Here is a 16,215-nt window from a genome sequence, read left to right on the forward strand (position 1 = left end):
GAGAACCGGCAAGGGGTGAGCGCCCAGGGCGCCGGGACAAGACAACGCGGCGGCGAGGCTCTCACCACCGCGTCAGCGGTTTAGTTCAACGTGTTGTAGACGTCAAAACTGACGTGTATTCCAGACTGTGGCGAATAACCCTGTGCATACGCCACCCGAAAACCCAGAGGCCATCAAGGATCGGCTGCGGGCGTGAACTTATGCATAGTGATATGTAACGGAGAAACACTTCAAACGTGTCAGAGCACATGCGGGTATGCGCATGCCCTCATGCCTCCTCCAGGTTGAGTCCGCGCTAAACAACCGCAGCCACCGCCCGGCATTCATCCCTATGCCAAACGCTGCCCGCCTGGATTACATGAAATTCCGCGTATGCCGTTCCGCCATCGCCTGCGCTTCCGGCAGGCTGAAGCCCAGCTTCATCAGGCGGGCGCGGCGGCCGTCGCTCATTTCGCGGACGAGGTCTTGCACGCGCTGGTAGCCGGTGGCGATGGCTGCCGGTTCGAAGGCGCCGGCGGCGAGGAGGATGAGGGCGTCGAAGACTTCTTCGTTGAGGCCGTCGGTGTCGGCGAGGGCGTCGTAGCGGGCTTCGACGGCGGTTTCCAGGCGGTGGCGCAGGCTGGGGTCTTCGGCCATGTGCCAGGCGAGGTGGGACATGCCGAAGGCGACGTGGCGGGCTTCGTCGCGGGCGGCGAGGCGGCAGATCTGGCGGGTGACGGGGTCGGGGGCGTAGAGGTTGAGGAAGTTGAGCAGGTTGACGAAGCTGCCTTCGCCGAGCACCGCCAGCAGCAGGGAGGAGACGGAGAAGTCGGCGGTGTCGAACAGGGTCTTGAGCGAGGCCTGACCGCCGACGCTGGAGAGGCCGGGCTTGCGGCCGCGCAGGGCGATGCGGCGGCTGAAGACTTCCACATGGCGGGCTTCGTCCGCCACGGTGATGGCGAGGCACTGCATGACTTCGCGGAAGTGCGGATGCAACTGGCCGAGGAAGCGCGCCGGCACGAGCAGGGCGGCGTTCTCGTTCTCGACCAGGTAGGTCATGACCTGCACCACCGCGTCTTCCACGTCATCCGGCAACTCGAAGGGGGCGTTCCAGTCGATGGCGCTGTCCGGGTCCCATTGGCCAGCGACGGCCTGGGCGTAGAGGCGGCCAGCTTCCTCCGCCCAGACTTCGGCCTTGGTGGCGAGGGGGAAGTGGTAGGCGGGCGCGCCCAGTTCCACGTCCGCGCCGCGGGCGGCCATGCCCCAGGTGGCGGGCGCGGATTCGGCCGGCCTGGCCGGGGTGCCGCTCTGCTCGGTGCGCGCCAGCGCGGCGCAGGGGCCGAGCAGCAGCGCGCCTTCGGTGGCTTCCAGCGCGACGCCGCGGCCGCGGCACCAGCCGGCGAGGTGCAGCGCCAGCTCGCGGTGGCTGCCGCGCACCTGCAGGCGCTGGCCGGGAGCGAGCCGGGCCAGCGCGCGGCGGATGAGCAAGTGGGCGCCGCGGTCGAAGCCGAGGTCGCCCAGGTCCAGCGTTTCAGTAGCGATAGCCATCTGCCTTCACCGCGCCTGCTGCGTCGTAGAAGCCGCTGGCGGTCACCGCGCGGTCGAGCAGCGGATAGCCGCTGACGCGGCCCGGACGCCAGGCGCGCAGGCCTTCGAGGTCCAGCAGCGGGCGGACCTGGGGATCGTCGTAGGACATGCCGAGCAGCAGGGTGACGAAGCGGTCGATCAGCGCGGCCGGCGCGCCGGGACTGGTGGTGAAGTTGCAGTGGTCGTAGGGCGCGGTGCGCGCCAGCACTTCGACGCGGCCCGGCGGCAGGGTGCCTTCCTTGGTGAACAGCAGGTGGTTGCCGTCGATGATGCAAGCGGCATCGACTTCGCCGGCGGCGAGCGCGCGGGCGGCGTCGCGCTCGCCGCCGATGTGGTCGCCATGTTTGCCGGCGAGCACTTCGTTGCGCACGATCTGCAGGCTGGCGGTATCCACGCCCTGTTCGCGCAGCCACTGCAGCGGGATCAGCGTGGCCTGGGGCGAGTCGATGGCGCCAACGCCGATGCGCTTGCCGGCGAGGTCGGCGACGCTGCGGATGCCGCTGTCGGCGCGCACCAGGATCACCGAGCTGAGGTTCTGGTCGGTATCGCGCATGGCGACCGCCTTCACCTGGTCGGACACGCCGCGGGCGGCGGCCATGCGCTCGGCGCGCAGCCAGGCCAGCGGGGAGTTCCAGGCGATCTGCACTTCGCCCGAAAACTGGGCTTCCACCTGGCGTTCGTAGTTGGAGTACAGGACGTAGTCGAAATCCAGGCCGTTCGCGGCGAAGTAGCCCTTGAAGCCTTCCCAGATGGTGACCACCTTGGAGGCGTAGGCGACCGCGCCCATCGTCAGTTTTTCGCTCATTTCAATTCCTCAAAGTCTTTCGTGCCAGGCCGGTATTTGAACCGGAGATGCGGTTCGCCCCGAGCCTGCGGAAGGCGGCCCGGGGCGAGCGGTGATATGTATCGAGCAGCCGGATCGCTCAGAAGATCGGCAGACCGAGCATGATCTTGCCGATGAAATCGTAAAGCACGTCCGAAGTCGGCCCCATGACGGAGGCGGCGCGGGCATCGCGGAACAGGCGCTCCACGCCGGCTTCCTTGCGGAAGGCGGCGCCGCCGCAGACGCGCATGGCGGTGTCGGTGACGTAGAGCGCGGCTTCGGCGCTGGCGGCCTTGGTCTGGAACACGCGCAGCACCGCATCCTCACGGCCGGCGGCGAGGGCGGCGATGGTGTCGTCCAGCAGCGTGGCGGCCTGGTCGGTGCGGATGCGGGCCTTAGCCAGGTAGGCGCGGATGGTGGGCAGATCGGCCAGGCTGCTGCCGAGGTGGGCGTAGCGGGTGGCGCCGACGTGGGCGCAGGCGCGGGCCAGCGCGCCATTCATGAGGCCGACCGAACTGGAGGCGTTGAGGCTGGCGAACCAGGGCAGCACCGCGTTCATCAGGTCGGAGCCGCGGCCGTCCTCACCCAGCAGCGCGCTGCGCGGAATGCGGGCGCCGTTGGCGCGCACCGGCAGCGAGGCGTTGCCGCGCAGGCCGAGGCCATCGAAGCCGCCGGAGAATTCCAGCCCGGCGGTGGCGGCCGGCACCAGCCACAGCGAGCACGGCCGCTCGCCGGTGGTCGGCCGGCTGGACCAGACATAGGAGTCGGCCTCGCCGGCGGAGGTGATCCAGCTCTTGGCGGCGTCCAGCACCACTTCGTCGCCGTCGGCGGTGGCGCTGCTCATCGGCGCCCAGAAGTGGCTGCGCGAGCCGGCCTCGGAGAAGGCCAGGGTGCTGAGGTGGCGGCCGGCGGCGATGTCGCGGCGCACCGCTTCGCTGCCGTGCTTCTCGATCAGCGAGGTGGCGCAGTAGTGCATGCACACCACCATGGCGGTGGAGGGGCAGTCCTGCGCGATGCGGCGGATCACCGCGCTGGCTTCGGCCAGGCCGCCGCCCAGCCCGCCGACCTCCTTGGCGCTGATGAGGCCGAGCAGGCCGCTCTCGCCCAGGGCCTTGATGGCGGCGCGCGGGAAGCGGGATTCGCGGTCGGTGTCCAGCGCCGACGGAGCAACGATGTCGGTGACGATCTTTTCCAGGGTTTCCATCGGATTCATCTGCGGTGTCCTCGGTGGATCAGGCAGCGGTGATTTCGCGGGAAGTCAGGGTGTAGCGGAAGGCGGCCGGGTCCAGGCTGTCGAAGCGGCCGGCGGCGCTTTCCCCCTGCGGGTACATCAGGAAGGGCACCGTGGGGCCGGCGCTGCCGTAGAGCTTGAGGTCGTGGGCGTCGTTGTAGGCCAGCCAGTTGGTTTCCCAAGCGCCGAACAGCTGCTTGCGCACCGGGACGACCTTGGGATCGTTCAGCGCCAGATTGGCCGGCGGTTCTTCCAGCACCACCTTGCGCACGTCGGCCGGGTCCACCGGCACCCAGCCGAAGCGGCTGAGGAAGACTTCGGCGCGGCAGTGCTGGGCCTTGGAGATGTCGCCGCTCTTGCCCAGGCTCTTGTAGCCGAAGCGGGAGTCGGCCACGCGCACGCCGTAGATGTCGCGCGCCGGCAGGCCGGCGGCACGGGCGAGGCCGACGTAGAGGGCGTTCAGATCGGCGCATTTGCCGGAGAGGGTGTCCGTCTCTAGCATGGTCTTGATGTCGCCCAGGCCGCAGCCGCGGGTGCCGGGATTGCGGCTGGTGTTGTCCACCACCCATTCGTAGATGGCGCGGGCCTTCGCTTCGTCGCCCTGGGTGCCCTTGGTGATCTGCAGCGCGGTCTCGCGCACGATGCCGTCGGTGGGCAGCAGCTCGGTGGCGCGGGTGAACAGGGCGTGTTCAGCGGCCGGCAGCGCCAGCGGGGTGGCGGAGGGGCGGGAGAAGTCAATGGCGCGGTCGCGGGTGGCGAAGCGGCTCAGCACTTCCAGCGCCGGGCTGGCGGTGCCGGGCGCCCATTCGGCGTAGAGCATGCGGGCGCCGTACACCGGGTCGCGCACTTCGCGCATCAGGCTGGCGTTGCCGCTCCACAGATTGCCCATGGGCTTGAACCACTCGGCTTCTTCCATGGAGGGCAGCGGCACCCAGGCGCGCACCAGGCCGCCGCTCTGCTGCGGTTCGACACGGCTGGTGACTTCGAACAGGCGCCAGCCGGCGCCCGGGCTGGGGGCGAAGGTGGAGGCAGGCGCGGCTGCGCGGGCGGCCCAGGCGGGCACGGCAAGGCTGGCGGCGAGGGCGGAGGTCTTGAGGAAGTGGCGGCGGTCCATGGTGGATATCCTTATTTGCGGTTCTGTGTGGGGGCGGCCGGAGCAAAAGCGCGGACACGCTCGCGCAGCGCGGCGTCGTGCCAGTCGGCCTCGCCACGGATGCGCAGGCGGGGCCGGTGGGCGGCGTCGAGCACGACCGAGGTGGGAATCATCTTGACGCCCCAGTTGCGGGCGATGGACTGGTCGGGATCGGCGATGAGCACCACCTGCTCCAGCAGGTAGTCGTCGAGGAAGCGGCGGCTGTCGGCGGCGCGGTCGGCCACGGCGACGGTGATCAGGGCGATGCCCGGCTCGGATTCGTCGAACTGCACCAGCCCGGGCATTTCCTCGCGGCAGGGCTCGCACCAGCTGGCCCAGAAGTTCACCACCACCGCCTTGCCGCGGGCGGCTTCCAGCGCGGCGGCCAGGGCGGGCGACGGCGGCGGCAGCTGCTCCAGCGCTTCGATCTGCAGGGCGGCGGCCGGCGCCGTCAGGGCCAGGCCCAGCAGCCCGGCGGCGAGGCCGCGCAACATGGTTTGCAGCGGCCGGATCATGTGAACATGTCCTCGTAGATCAGCCGTGCCCAGTTGAAGTCTTCCGGGATGGTGGCCGGCGAGCGCTCGTTGAAGTCCATCTGCCGCTGCTCGATGACGCCCTGGTCGTTCACGTGGTAGTCGAACTGCACCGAGATGCCTTCCTGCGGCGCGGTGTTCACCATCATGAAGCAGAGGTTGTCCGGCAGCGCGTAGTTGGGCTCGCGGCCGGCCTCGCGCGCGGCGATGTACCTGGCGACGATGCGGGCGTGGCGGTTGGCGACGTGGCCGGCCTTGGGGTAGTAGGCGAAGTGCGAGGAGACGAAGCCCACCGCGTCGCCGATCACGTAGACGTCCTTGTCGTCGCGCGCATGCAGGAACAGGGGATCGACGTCGGCCCAGCCGCCCGGCTTGCCCTGCCCGGGTGCCGGCACCAGCCCGGCCTTCCAGGCAAGGTCGCCGGCCTGGTGGGGCGCCATCAGGATGGCGTGGTCGAAGTCGAAATCGCCGGCGGCGGTCTTGATGTGCTTCTTGAAGGGATCCACCTCTTCCACATGGGCGTTGGGGACGTAGGTGATGATGTCCTTGTACAGCTCCTCGAAGGCGGCCTTGAAGCCGGGGCCGATGGGGCGCAGGCCGTCCTTGTGGTCGAGGATGAGGATGCGGCCGGGAATCTTCTTCTGCTTGAACAGGGAGGCGATGAGGCAGGCGCGCTCGTAGGGGCTGGGCGGGCAGCGCTGGGGCGGCGGCGGCAGCGTCATCACCAGGGTGCCGCCCTTGAAGTCGCGCAGGGAATCCTTGAGGCGGAAGTGCTCGGCGCTGGGGATGTAGGCCGCCGGGAAACGCGCCCGGGTGGCCTCGGCCATGCGTCTGTCGTTGGCGAACCAGGCTTCGTAGTTGTAGCGGATGCCGGGGGCGACGATGAGGTAGTCGTAATCCACCGCGCCCAGCGCGGTGACGACGCGCTTGGTGTCGCGCTCTATCTCCAGGATCTCGGTCTGGATGAAGCGGTAGCCGTATTTCTCCGACACGCTGAGGTAGTCATGGGTGAGGAACTGGGTGTCCACCACGTCCACCAGCCACTTGTTGCTCATCGGGCAGGAGAAGAACACCGGGTTGCGCTCCAGCAGCACCACTTCCATGTGCGGCGCGAGCTGGCGCAGGTACTTGGCGGCGGTGACACCGCCCCAGCCGCCACCGCAGATCACCACGCGGCGGGCCTTGCCGCGCGGCAGCAGGTTCTGGGTGGCGCGCCCCACCAAGGGCGGCAGGCCGGCGGGCGCCGCGGCCTGGGCGAGCACCGGTGCCGCGGCGGCGGAAGCGGCAAGCCCCCCGGTCGCGGCAAGGAAGCGCCTGCGCGAGGCGCTGTGACTGTCGGACATTCATGTCTCCCGTTTTTTTCAGCCACCCCGCCGCGGAAGTCGACAGGGTTTAATCCGGCCCCGCGCTAACGGGGCCGTGCGTGCAATGGCGGTACGCAGACCGCCGACCGGGCAGCCGATGCACAGATCGGCCGGAATGTGCCCGGCGCCCCGGTAGCCACGAGGGCGACCGGAAGCGTTGGTGTTGGCGGCGTGCCGGACTTCAGCCCGGGCGCGCCAGCCGGCCGCACTGGGCGGCGAATTCGTTGTCGTCGGCCGGGCGCAGGCAGCGCAGGTCCAGCCACAGCGCATTGTCGGCGATGCGGCCGACCACCGGCACCGGTAGTTCCCGCAGCGCTTTTTCCAGGCGGTTGAGCACGCCGCCCTTGCGTTGTGGCCGGCATACCAGGCCGGCGGAAGGCAGGCGATCCACCGGCAGGCTGCCGGAGCCGATCTGGGAGCGCATGGATTCGACGGTGACATCCACCGGCCAGCCGGCCAGCGCGGCGGCAAGGGCCGGCCGCAGGTGCTCGGCCTGGGCGTGGATCTCGGCCTCGCTGCGGCTGAGCAGGCGCAGGCTTTCCAGACGCTCGGGCAGGCGCTCCGGGTCACGGTACAGGCGCAGCACGGCTTCCAGCGCGGCGAGGGTGATCTTGCCGACGCGCAGCGCCCGCTTCAGCGGGTTCTTCTTGATCCTGGCGATCAACGCCTTGCGACCGACCAGGATGCCCGCCTGCGGGCCGCCGAGCAACTTGTCGCCGGAAAAGGTGACGAGGTCGGCACCGGCGGCGATGGCCTCGGCCGGCGTGGGCTCGTGCGGCAGGCCCCAGGCCTCCAGCGCGGTGAGCGTGCCGGAGCCGAGATCCTCGACGAAGGGCAGGCCGCGGGCGTGGGCGATGGCGGCGATCTCCGCCTGCGGCACCGCCTTGGTGAAGCCTTCGACCGCATAGTTGCTGGTGTGCACCTTCATCAGCAGCGCGGTGCGCGGACCGATGGCTTCCTCGAAGTCGCGGGCGTGGGTGCGGTTGGTGCAGCCGACCTCGACCAGCTTGGCGCCGGCGCGCTTCATGATGTCCGGCACGCGGAAGGCGCCGCCGATCTCGACCAGTTCGCCGCGGGAAACGATCACTTCCTTGCGCTGTGCCAGGGTGTTCAGCAGCAGGAAGACGGCGGCGGCGTTGTTGTTCACCACGGTGGCGGCCTCGGCGCCGGTGAGCTCGCACAACAGCTCGTTCACCAGGTCGTCGCGGTCGCCACGGCCGCCGGAGGCGAGGTCGTACTCCAGCGCGCAGGGGTGGCGGGCGGCATCCACCATGGCGGCGATGGCCTCTTCCGGCAGCGTGGCGCGGCCCAGGTTGGTGTGCAGCACGGTGCCGGTGAGGTTGAAGACGCGGCGCAGATTGGGCCGGGCGGCGATCTCCAGCGCGGCGAGGGTGTCGGCGATCAGCGTATCCCCGGCGGCGACTCCACTGCCGGCCAGGATGGCGCTGCGGGCGGCGGCAAGCGTGGCGCGCAGGGCTTGCACGACCTGGCTGCGGCCATGCACGGCGATAGCCTGTTGCAGCGCTGCCTCGCCCAGCAGGCGATCCACCGCGGGCAGGGAAGCCAGCAGGGCGGGCGGCTTGGTTTCGGCGGCCGCAGCGTTTGCGGCAGGAAGTGCGGAGGATTGCGCTTTCATTGGCCTTCGCCCGTACCGGGCAGAGAGGTCGAAAAGGAAGATGGGCCGGAGACGACTTACCAGTCTAGCCGCGACGCGGCCCACATCAAGCACCGCCGCGCGCGAGGCGCGGCGGTCTGCTGCACGTCACTCGGCGTTGCCGGGAATGAACAAGGGATTGGGGCCGGCGCGTTCGAAGCCGGCTTCGTCCACCAGAATGTCCAGCGCCAGGGTGGCGAGATCGTCCGCCACCGGGTCCACCAGCGGGTCCTTGTCCTGCTGGGCGATCTTCAGATAGCTGTGGCAGGACTCGCAGCACTCGGCGCGGACCGCCTCAGAACCGCCTTCGATGTGGCGGTAGGAGACCTTTTCCAGGCCGCCGCAGCTCACGCACTTGGCGCGCACCATGTTCCATTCGGTGTTGCACACCGAGCAATGCAGGTAGCGCAGGTTGGCGACTTCGCCGCCAATACGCAGCACGCTGGCCACCGCCAGGCTGCCGCAGCAGGGGCAGACGTTGGGCACGTCCAGCCGCTTGAGGCCGCTCAGCGCCGGGGCGGCGGCCATGTGGGTCCAGTAGACCTGCAGCGCGGCGGCCACCAGCGGCAGGCCACCGGCGTTGTCGACCGTATAGTCGTTGGCCAGCACCGCGTCGGCGAGCTTTTCCAGCTCGTCATCAGCGGCCTTGGCCAGGGCGTCCAGCACCGCGATCACTTCCGGGCTGGCGCCTTCGCGCAGGCCGGTAAGGATGCGCCGCAGGTGCGCACGCCAAGCGGGATCGCGCGGCCAGTCGCCAACCGGCAGCGGCGGCATGCCGTAGCCGGCGGCGCGGGCAAGCGCGTCCGCATCCGGCAGCGGCACTTCGGGATGGTCCTGCAGGCATTCGTGCTGCAGGCGGGTGACGCGGCCGAGGAAACGCAGGTACTCGCCGAGGCTGTGATCGGCGGCCAGCGTGTCGAAGCGGCGGGCGCGGTCGGCGAAGACAGCGGCCTTCTGCGGCTGGCACACCTCGATCGGATCGCTGCTCGGCGGAATCACGCCGTCGGTGGCGGAGATGTTCTGGTTGGGATTGAGACTCATGGTGTATCCATAGGACAGCCCGCCCTCACGGGCGGGCTGTCATTCGGCTCAGGAGGCGGCAATGGCACCCGGGCGAAAGGCCTTGCGGCGACTTGCGATGCCGCCCGCCCCCCGCCCGCGGCGCTATCCGCGCCCTGGAGCCACGGTCAGCGCTTGTCGCCGGTGACCTGGCGATACCAGGCGCGGTGGTGCTGCTTGGCCCAGGCGCGGGTCACCGTGCCGTAGAGCATGGCGCGGATGGTGCCCTTGGTCCAGATGGCGGCGTACACATGCATGATGATGAGGCCGATCATGAACACCGCGGCGGCGGCATGCACCACCGAGGCAACACGGATCACCCCCACCGGCACGGTGACCCAGCTGCGCCACATCAGCACGCCGGTGATGGTGATCAGGCTCATGCCGAGCACCAGTCCCCAGAACAGCATCTTCTGGCCGCCGTTGTACTTCCCCTGCTCCGGCATGTTGTGGTCGTCGCCGTTGACCATCTCGCCGACACGCTTGAGCCACTCGATGTCGCGCTGGGCGATGTAGTTCAGGCGGGCGAAGCGCAAGGTCATGATGAGGAAGAACACCGCCATCACCACACCGATGTACGGGTGCAGGATGCGCGTCCACGTCGGACTGCCGAACAGCTGCGTCAGCGGGAAGAAGGCCGGGTGGAAGAAGGCCAGCCCGGACAGCGCCAGCAGGATGAAGCAGATGCCCACCACCCAGTGGTTGGCACGCTCCGACGCGTTGTAACGCTGAATGTCGCGAGGATTGCGGATCATTTTGCGTTCTCCTTCTCCAACGCCCGCAGACGTTCGTCTTCACGTTCCATTTCGTCCTCGAGCTCCTTCGATACTTCGTTGGGGCCCTTCATGACGTAGTGGAACAGGCTGCCCAGCGCCGCCGCACCCAGCGCCGCCATCGCCAACGGCTTGGTGATGCCCTTCCACAGGCTCACCGTCGGGCTGATGGTCGGATCCTTCGGCAGGTTGTGATACAGCGCCGGCTTGTCGGCGTGATGCAGCACGTACATGACGTGGGTGCCGCCGACACCCGCCGGATCATAGAGACCGGCGTTGTCGTAGCCGCGTTCCTTGAGGTCGGTGATGCGCGTCTCGGCGTACTCCTTCATCTTCTCTTTCGAGCCGAACTGGATGGCGCCGGTCGGACAGACCTTGGCGCACGCCGGCGCCTGGCCAACCGCGACGCGGTCGGAGCACAGGGTGCACTTGTAGGCCTTGCCATCCTGCTTGGAGATGCGCGGCACGTTGAACGGGCAGCCGGTGATGCAGTAGCCGCAGCCGATGCAGTTCTCCTCGTGGAAATCCACGATGCCGTTGCTGTACTGGATGATGGCGCCGGGCGAGGGACAGGCCTTGAGGCAGCCCGGATCCTCGCAGTGCATGCAGCCATCCTTGCGGATGAGCCACTCCAGGCCGCCGTCGTCGGTCTCCACCTCGTCGAAGCGCATGACCGTCCACTGGTGGGCGGTGAGGTCGTTGGGGTTGTCATACACCCCGACGTTGGTTCCCACCTCCTCGCGGATGTCGTTCCACTCCATGCACGCCGCCTGGCAGGCCTTGCAGCCTATGCAGGCGGAGACGTCGATGAGCTTGGCGACCTCCAGGGTTTCACGGGCCTGCGGAGAAGGCGTGGTGGTCGCCGAGCGCCGCTTGATATCTAGCGATTGCAATGCCATGGCGATCTCCTCAAATCTTCTCGACGTTCACGAGGAAGGATTTGGATTCCGGGGTCTGGGTGTTGGCGTCGCCAACGAAGGGCACCAGCGTGTTGGCGATGTAGCCTGCCTTGGCCTGGCCCAGGAAACCCCAGTGGATCGGAATGCCGACCTGGTGCACGGTCTTGCCGTTGACCTTGAGCGCACGGATGCGCTTGGTCACCACGGCCACGGCACGGATGTAGCCGCGCTTGCTGCTGACCTGCACCTGATCGCCGTTGGCGATGCCCTTCTCATGCGCCAGCCCCTCGCCGATCTCCACGAACTGCTGCGGCTGCAGCACGGCGTTGATATGCACGTGCTTGGTCCAGTAGTGGAAATGCTCGGTGAGCCGGTAGGTGGTTGCCGCGTACGGGAACTCCTTCGACGTGCCGAAGTTCGGCAGATCGCCCTTGAAGATCCGCGCGGCCGGGTTGTAGATGGCCTGCGGATTGTTGTTCATCGGGTTCACGTCGATCGGCGTCTCGGTCGGCTCGTAGTGCTCGGGGAACGGCCCTTCGACCATCATGTCCCGGGCGAAGAAGCGCGACACGCCCTCCGGGTTCATGATGAACGGCCCCATGCCGACTTCCGGCGCGGACGCCGGGGCGAAGTCGGGCACGTCGTCGCCGGCCCACTTCTTGCCATCCCACCACACCAGCCTGCGCTTGCTGTCCCACGGCTTGCCCGACGGGTCGGCCGAGGCACGGTTGTACAGGATGCGGCGGTTGGCCGGCCACGACCATGCCCAGTTCTGGGTCTGACCATCACCGTAGGGGTCGGCGTTGTCCCGGCGCGCCATCTGGTTGCCGGCCTGCGTCCAGCTGCCGGCGAAGATCCAGCAGCCGCAGGCAGTGGAACCGTCGGCACGCAGCTGGGCGAAGCCGTCGAGCTGCTCGCCAGCCTTGCGAATGATCTTGGTCGGGTCTGCCGGATCCGCCAGGTCTTCCAGCGCCTTGCCGTTGAATTCCTTCGCCAATTCTTCGGACGAAGGCTCGTGCGGTATTTTGTACGGCCAGTCGAGATTCAGGATGGGGTCGGGGAACGCACCGCCTTCCTTCTTGTACAGCTCCCGCAGATGCAGGTGCAGGCCAGCCATGATCTCAGTATCCGGCTTGGCTTCGCCCGGGGGCTCGGCGCCCTTCCAGTGCCACTGCAGCCAGCGCGCGGAGTTCACCAGCGAGCCGCTTTCCTCGGCGAAGCAGGTGGTGGGCAGGCGGAACACCGTGGTCTGGATGCTGGCGGTATCGACGTCATTGAGATCGCCGTAGTTCTTCCAGAACTCGGAGGTCTCGGTCGCCAGCGGGTCCATGATGACCAGGTACTTCAGCTTGGCCAGCGCGGTGTTCAGCTTGTGCTTGTTCGGGAACGCGGCCAGCGGGTTGAAGCCCTGGCAGAAGTAGCCATTGACCTCGCCGTGGGACATGTCCTCGAACACCTGCAGCACGTCGTGCGGCTTGTCGAGCTTGGGCAGCCAGTCGAAGCACCAGTTGTTGTCGGCGGTGGCGGCCTTGCCGTACCAGGCCTTCATCAGGCTGACGTGGAACTTCTCGTAGTTCTGCCAGTACGACATCTGGTTCGGGCGCATGGGCTTGGGCGCACGCTTGTCGATGTAGGCGCGGTAGTCCGCCTCCTTCTCGCTCGGCAGCGTCATGTAGCCCGGCAGCAGGTTGGTCATCAACCCGAGGTCGGTCAGGCCCTGGATGTTGGAGTGACCGCGCAGCGCGTTCATGCCGCCGCCCTTGACGCCGATGTTGCCCAGCAGCAACTGCACCATCGCGCCGGTGCGGATGATCTGCGAGCCCTGCGAGTGCTGCGTCCAGCCCAGCGCGTACATGATGGTCATCACCCGGCCGGTGCCCGAGGTCGAGGCGATGTACTCGCAGACCTTGAGGAACTGCTTCTCGGGCGTGCCACAGATGTTGGACACCACGTCCGGCGTGTAGCGGCTGTAGTGCTTCTTCATCAGCTGGTACACGCAGCGCGGGTTTTCCAGCGTCGGGTCGGTGAGGACGTAGCCGTCCGCGCCACGCTGGTATTGCCAGGTGGACTTGTCGTAGCTGCGCTTCTCGGCGTTGTAGCCGGAGTACAGCCCGTTCTCGAAGCTGAAGTTGTCGTCGACCAGGAACGTGAAGTCGGTGTACGCCTTGACGTACTCGTGCTGGATCTTGTCGTTGGTCAACAGGTAGTTGATGACACCGCCGAGGAAGGCGATATCGGTGCCGGTACGGATGGGGGCGTAGTAGTCGGCAACCGAAGCGGAGCGGGTGAAGCGCGGGTCGACCACGACCAGCTTCGCCTTGTTCAGCTTCTTCGCTTCGATGACCCACTTGAACCCGCACGGGTGCGCTTCGGCGGCATTTCCGCCCATGATCAACACGACGTCGGCATTCTTGATGTCCGACCAGGTGTTGGTCATCGCGCCGCGGCCAAACGTCGGAGCCAGACTGGCTACCGTCGGGCCGTGTCAGACACGTGCCTGGTTGTCGAATGCAAGCATGCCAAGGTTGCGGACAACCTTGTGCGTAATGTATCCAGCTTCGCTAGGGGAGGCGGAGGCGGCAAGGAAGCCGGTGCTCAGCCAGCGATTGACGGTGACGCCATCGGCGTTCTTTTCGATGAAGTTGGCGTCGCGGTCATCCTTCATCAGGCGCGTGATGCGGGAATAGGCTTCTTCCCACGAAATACGCTTCCATTCGTTGGTGCCGGCTTCGCGCACTTCCGGGTACTTCAGGCGGGCGGGGCTGCTGACGAAATCCAGCAGGCCGGCGCCCTTGGGGCACAGCGTGCCGCGGTTCACCGGATGGTCCGGGTCGCCCTCGATGTGGATGACCTTCGCCTTGGTGTTCTTGGCGCCATCGCCGATCGAATAGACCAGCAGGCCACAGGCCACGGAACAGTACGGACAGGTGTTACGGGTTTCGGTAGTGTGCGCGAGCTTGAACTGCCTGACCTCCGCCAGCGCCGCAGTCGGGGCGAACCCCATTGCGACCAGGCTGGATCCCGACATGCCCGCGGCACAGACTTTGAAAAAGCCTCGCCTCGAGACGTGCATGATTCCCCCTCTTCGGGTAGTGGTTGTGTTGAAAACCAACCGCTTTCTCTGCAAGTTCCGTTCCTCCTCCTTTAGTGCAGGCGGAAAGCGGGTTCTACGGCCGGCCCCTGAAAGCAAACCGGGACATTCTGTCCGTGATACGGACAGAATGTCCCGGCAGAATACTCCTTCCGGCGTGGTGCTCAGTGCACCATCGCACGAAGCTTGGCGATTCGCTCTTCCGTGGAAGGGTGGGTGGAAAACAGGCCGCGCAGCCCGCCGCCGGACAGCGGATTCATGATCATCATCTGCGCAGTCTCAGGGTGGGCTTCCGCGGTATGCATCGGGATGCCGCGGGCGTAGGCGTCGATCTTCGCCAGCGCGCTGGCGAGCGCTTCCGGATCGCCGGAGATCTCCGCGCCGCCGCGGTCGGCACCGAACTCGCGGGTACGACTGATGGCCATCTGGATCAGCATGCCGGCGATGGGCGCCATGATCATCACGATGATGGCGACGATGGGGTTGGGCCGGTTCTCGCCGTCGCGCCCGCCGAAGAACATGCCGAACTGGGCGAGCGAGGAAATCGCGCCAGCCACGGTGGCGGAGATGGTCGAGATCAGGATGTCGCGGTTCTTCACGTGCGCCAGCTCGTGCGCCATCACGCCACGCAGCTCGCGCTCGGAGAGCATACGCATGATGCCGGTGGTGGCGGCCACTGCCGCGTTCTCCGGGTTGCGGCCGGTGGCGAAGGCGTTGGGCTGGTCCTCGTCGATGATGTACACCTTGGGCATCGGCAGGCCGGCACGGCCGGCGAGGCCCTTCACCATGTTGTAGAGGTAGGGCGAGGTGGTCTCGTCCACCTCGCGGGCCCGGTACATCTTCAGCACCATCTTGTCCGAGAACCAATAGGCCCACAGGTTCATGGCCCCACCGAACACCAGCGCCAGCAGCATGCCCTGCTGCCCGCCGATGACCCCGCCGACCACGCCGAACAGGGCGACGATACCGGCCATGAGGATGGAGGTCTTGATCCAGTTTCCGAACATTTCGCGTTTCCTCTCTTAGAGTCTTGCGCTTGGCGGCAAGCCGCCGACGCTGCGATAGATGGGGACGAAGGCGCCGCTTTCAATCGCCCTGGACGGCGGGCGGCACGAATCTCTCGCCGGCAGAGACATTGAATCCACGCAGGAATTCCCCCGCCGGCAAGCGCTTGCTGCCAGGGCGCTGCAACTGCAGCAGGCGCAACGCGCCCTCGCCGCAGGCGACGACGATGCCTTCCTCGCCGGCAGCGAGCACCGTGCCGGCTTCGCTTCCGGCCAGTTCCCCCCCCGCCACCCTCTCGGCGGCCCAGATCTTGATGGTCGTGTCCCTCAGCGAACCGACTGCGCCCGGAAAGGGGTTGAAGGCGCGGATCGCACAGTGCAACTCCGCCGCGGGCCGGCTCCAGTCCAGGGCGGATTCGGCGCGGCCGATCTTGGCCGCGTAGGTCACGCCCGTCTCCGGCTGGGGTTCCGCTGTCAGACTGCCATCCGGCAGCGCAGCCAGCGCTTCGACGATGCACTGCGCGCCGAGTGCGGCAAGGCGGTCGTGCAGGCTGCCGGTGGTGTCGTTCGGCAGGATGGGCAACCGGCGGCGCAGCAGCATCGGGCCAGTGTCCAGGCCTTCGTCCATCTGCATGATGGTGATGCCGGTCTCCGCATCGCCCGCTTCTATCGCACGATGGATGGGCGCGGCACCGCGCCAGCGCGGCAGCAGCGAGGCGTGGATGTTGAGACAGCCGTAGCGCGGCAATTCCAGCACCGCCTTCGGCAGGATGAGGCCGTAGGCCGCCACTACCAGCACGTCGGGCGCGCAGGCGACGAGCGCGGCGCGCTGCTCCTCGGTACGCAGGCGCTCCGGTTGATCCACCGGGAAGCCGCGGTCGAGCGCAAGTTGCTTCACCGGGCTGGGCATCAGCTTCATGCCGCGGCCGGCAGGGCGATCGGGCTGGGTCAGCACCAGCGGGATTTCGTAACCGGCAGCGGCAATTGCATCCAGCGCGCAGGCGGCGAATTCAGGCGTGCCCGCGAAGGCGACGCGAAGAGGGCGAGTCATGGGATTCAAGGCCTGCAGAACGCAGCCGGCCTCGC

Annotated in this window: 13 protein-coding genes; all 13 read right to left on the reverse strand. The window is 67.5% G+C overall.

The features are described from left to right. Positions 1 to 354: 354 nt before the first annotated feature. The 13 genes from C7389_RS17350 to fmt all read right to left on the reverse strand — a co-directional run bounded on the left by C7389_RS17350 (position 355) and on the right by fmt (position 16,180). A complete protein-coding gene (locus tag C7389_RS17350; protein ID WP_133593815.1) occupies positions 355 to 1,527 on the reverse strand; it encodes a ferritin-like domain-containing protein in 1,173 nt (390 codons plus the stop codon). Next, positions 1,511 to 2,371, reverse strand: coding sequence for a phosphate/phosphite/phosphonate ABC transporter substrate-binding protein (locus C7389_RS17355; protein ID WP_211168316.1), 861 nt, complete (start codon positions 2,369 to 2,371; stop codon positions 1,511 to 1,513). The genes C7389_RS17350 and C7389_RS17355 overlap by 17 nt, the downstream gene beginning before the upstream one ends. 118 nt (positions 2,372 to 2,489) lie before the next feature. Next, positions 2,490 to 3,602: an acyl-CoA dehydrogenase family protein gene (locus C7389_RS17360; protein ID WP_133593817.1), complete on the reverse strand. Its 1,113-nt coding sequence runs from the start codon at positions 3,600 to 3,602 to the stop codon at positions 2,490 to 2,492. Between the two features lie 19 nt (positions 3,603 to 3,621). Further along, positions 3,622 to 4,734 (reverse strand): transglutaminase-like domain-containing protein, encoded by a 1,113-nt coding sequence (locus C7389_RS17365; protein ID WP_133593819.1) that lies wholly within the window; start codon positions 4,732 to 4,734, stop codon positions 3,622 to 3,624. A gap of 11 nt (positions 4,735 to 4,745) precedes the next feature. Further along, positions 4,746 to 5,267, reverse strand: a complete 522-nt coding sequence (locus C7389_RS17370; RefSeq protein ID WP_246034856.1) for a TlpA family protein disulfide reductase — start codon at positions 5,265 to 5,267, stop codon at positions 4,746 to 4,748. After that, on the reverse strand, positions 5,264 to 6,628 hold the full coding sequence (locus C7389_RS17375) for an NAD(P)/FAD-dependent oxidoreductase (protein WP_133593822.1): 1,365 nt from the start codon (positions 6,626 to 6,628) through the stop codon (positions 5,264 to 5,266). The genes C7389_RS17370 and C7389_RS17375 overlap by 4 nt, the downstream gene beginning before the upstream one ends. Before the next feature lie 202 nt (positions 6,629 to 6,830). Further along, positions 6,831 to 8,285 carry an L-seryl-tRNA(Sec) selenium transferase gene (gene selA, locus C7389_RS17380; protein ID WP_133593824.1) on the reverse strand — a complete coding sequence of 485 codons (1,455 nt, stop codon included), beginning with the start codon at positions 8,283 to 8,285 and terminating at the stop codon, positions 6,831 to 6,833. A gap of 126 nt (positions 8,286 to 8,411) precedes the next feature. Continuing rightward, positions 8,412 to 9,344, reverse strand: a complete 933-nt coding sequence (fdhE, locus tag C7389_RS17385; protein ID WP_133593826.1) for a formate dehydrogenase accessory protein FdhE — start codon at positions 9,342 to 9,344, stop codon at positions 8,412 to 8,414. A gap of 146 nt (positions 9,345 to 9,490) precedes the next feature. Next, positions 9,491 to 10,117, reverse strand: a complete 627-nt coding sequence (locus C7389_RS17390) for a formate dehydrogenase subunit gamma (protein ID WP_133593828.1) — start codon at positions 10,115 to 10,117, stop codon at positions 9,491 to 9,493. Next, on the reverse strand, positions 10,114 to 11,034 hold the full coding sequence (gene fdxH, locus C7389_RS17395; protein ID WP_133593830.1) for a formate dehydrogenase subunit beta: 921 nt from the start codon (positions 11,032 to 11,034) through the stop codon (positions 10,114 to 10,116). Before fdxH ends, C7389_RS17390 begins: the two co-directional genes overlap by 4 nt. 10 nt (positions 11,035 to 11,044) lie before the next feature. Further along, the gene (fdnG, locus tag C7389_RS17400) at positions 11,045 to 14,107 is read right to left on the reverse strand and encodes a formate dehydrogenase-N subunit alpha (RefSeq protein WP_162851773.1); all 3,063 of its coding nucleotides are present in this window, start codon (positions 14,105 to 14,107) and stop codon (positions 11,045 to 11,047) included. Positions 14,108 to 14,289: 182 nt separating this feature from the next. Then, complete coding sequence (gene htpX / locus C7389_RS17410) at positions 14,290 to 15,132, reverse strand: zinc metalloprotease HtpX (RefSeq protein ID WP_133593837.1); 843 nt, start codon at positions 15,130 to 15,132, stop codon at positions 14,290 to 14,292. Positions 15,133 to 15,211: 79 nt separating this feature from the next. Then, on the reverse strand, positions 15,212 to 16,180 hold the full coding sequence (gene fmt / locus C7389_RS17415; RefSeq protein ID WP_133593839.1) for a methionyl-tRNA formyltransferase: 969 nt from the start codon (positions 16,178 to 16,180) through the stop codon (positions 15,212 to 15,214). Positions 16,181 to 16,215 lie beyond the last annotated feature (35 nt).

Source organism: Azoarcus indigens (assembly GCF_004361735.1).
GTDB classification, from domain to species: Bacteria; Pseudomonadota; Gammaproteobacteria; order Burkholderiales; family Rhodocyclaceae; genus Azoarcus; species Azoarcus indigens.